Origin of the sequence: Streptomyces sp. NPDC058955 (assembly GCF_042741435.1) — a bacterium.
In the GTDB taxonomy this organism is placed as follows: domain Bacteria; phylum Actinomycetota; class Actinomycetes; order Streptomycetales; family Streptomycetaceae; genus Streptomyces.
On sequence record NZ_JBHYKM010000243.1, the window covers coordinates 1 to 1,649 of the forward strand.

At 80.9% G+C, this 1,649-nt stretch carries 1 protein-coding gene; it reads right to left on the bottom strand.

The genetic code is table 11. From position 1 onward, the window contains the following. Positions 1 to 140 precede the first annotated feature (140 nt). Complete coding sequence (locus ACFW1I_RS38345; RefSeq protein WP_384678804.1) at positions 141 to 1,580, bottom strand: FAD-dependent oxidoreductase; 1,440 nt, start codon at positions 1,578 to 1,580, stop codon at positions 141 to 143. Between the last annotated feature and the right edge of the window lie 69 nt (positions 1,581 to 1,649).

The following is a 1,649-nucleotide window of genomic DNA, read 5'->3' on the forward strand; positions in this document are numbered from 1 at the left end:
CCCCCCCCCCCCCCCCCCGGCCGGGCCCCCCCCCCCCGGCCCCTCCCCCCCCCCGGCCGCGGCGCGCGCCCCCGCGGGCCGGCCGCTCTCCCCCCCGCGGGCGGGGGGCCGGCCCGTCCGCTCCTGCGTGGGCCGACCGTTCACCGGGCCCCGGCCCCCTTCCCGTACTCCTCGAACAGCGCGCGCAGGGCGGGCCGGCAGTGGCCGCCCTGGCAGCGGCCCGCCCCGGCGCGGGTACGGCGGCGCAGCCCGTCGAGACCGGCCGGCGGGACGACCGACGCGAGCGCGTCCCGCACCTCGCCCCGGGTGACGTGCTCGCAGTGGCAGACGACCGTCCCGAAGGCGGGGTCGCGGGCGACGGCCCCGGCGTCCCGGTAGGGGCGGGGGAACGCCTCGCCGAGGTTGGGCATCCGCACCGGGGCGAGGGGCCGTTCGGGGCCGGTCCGCAGGCCGCACTCGGCGAGCAGGCCGAGGACGTGCTCGGCGAGGGCGAGGGAGGCGGACAGGCCGGTGGAGCGGATCCCGCCGACCGTGACGTACCGCAGCGCGGGGCGGGCGCCGCACCGGTAGTCCTCCCGGCCGGTCGCGGCCCGCAGCCCCGCGTACGCGGCCGTCACCTCCTCCGCCACGAGCGCGGGCACGATCCGCGCGCCCCGGTCCCGCAGCCCGGCGAGCCCTTCGGCGGTGGTGCCGGTGGCCGTGCGGTCGTCGAGGTCCTCGGCGGTCGGGCCGAGCAGGACGTTCCCGTACACGGTGGGCGCGACGAGGACGCCCTTGCCGAGCGGGCCGGGGACGGGCAGCAGGATGTGGCGCACGAGGTCGCGGGCGGCCTTGTCGTAGACGAGCAGCTGGCCCCGGCGGGGCGTGACGGTGAAGTCCCGCACGCCGAGCAGCGCGTCGAACCGGTCCGCGTGCAGTCCGCAGGCGTTGACGAGGAAGCGGGCGGTGAGCGGGCCGCGCGTGGTCGTCAGCCGGTGGGGCGCTCCCGGGACGGTGGCGACGTCCGTCACCCGGCAGCCGAGGAGGAGGTCGACGCCGGAGCGGACCGCCTGGGTGGCGTAGGCGAGGGTGGTGGTCCAGGGGCAGATCAGCGACTCGCCCGGCACGGCGAGCGCGGCGAGCGCGCCCGGGCCCAGGTGGGGTTCGCGGTGGCGGAGTTCGGCCGCGTCGACGATCCGGGTGGCGTGGTGCCCGTTGCGGGCCGCCTTGGCGGCGAGCCCCGGCAGCGCGGCCCGCTGCTCCTCGTCCCAGGCGACGAGGAGCGCGCCGACCGGTTCGACGGGGATGCCGGCCTCGGCGGCGTAACCGGACAGCAGCCGGTGTCCCGCGCGCACGAGCCCCGCCTCCAGGGTGCCGGGGGCGGCGTCGAACCCGGTGTGGAGGATCGCCGTGTTGGCCTTGGAGCTGCCCTCCCCGACGTCGTCCGCCGCCTCGACGAGCGCGACCCGCAGCGCGTACCGGGCGAGCGCCCGGGCGATCGCACACCCCACGACCCCGGCCCCCACGACCACGACGTCGTACGCGGCCCGTGCCCCGCCGGGCAGCGGCCCACGGCGGCCGCCCCTGCCGCCCCCCGGCACCCGCCCCGGGCCGCCCCCCGGCCCCGGGCCGGGGCGGGCCGGGGGGGCGCCCCCCCCCCCCGGGCGGGG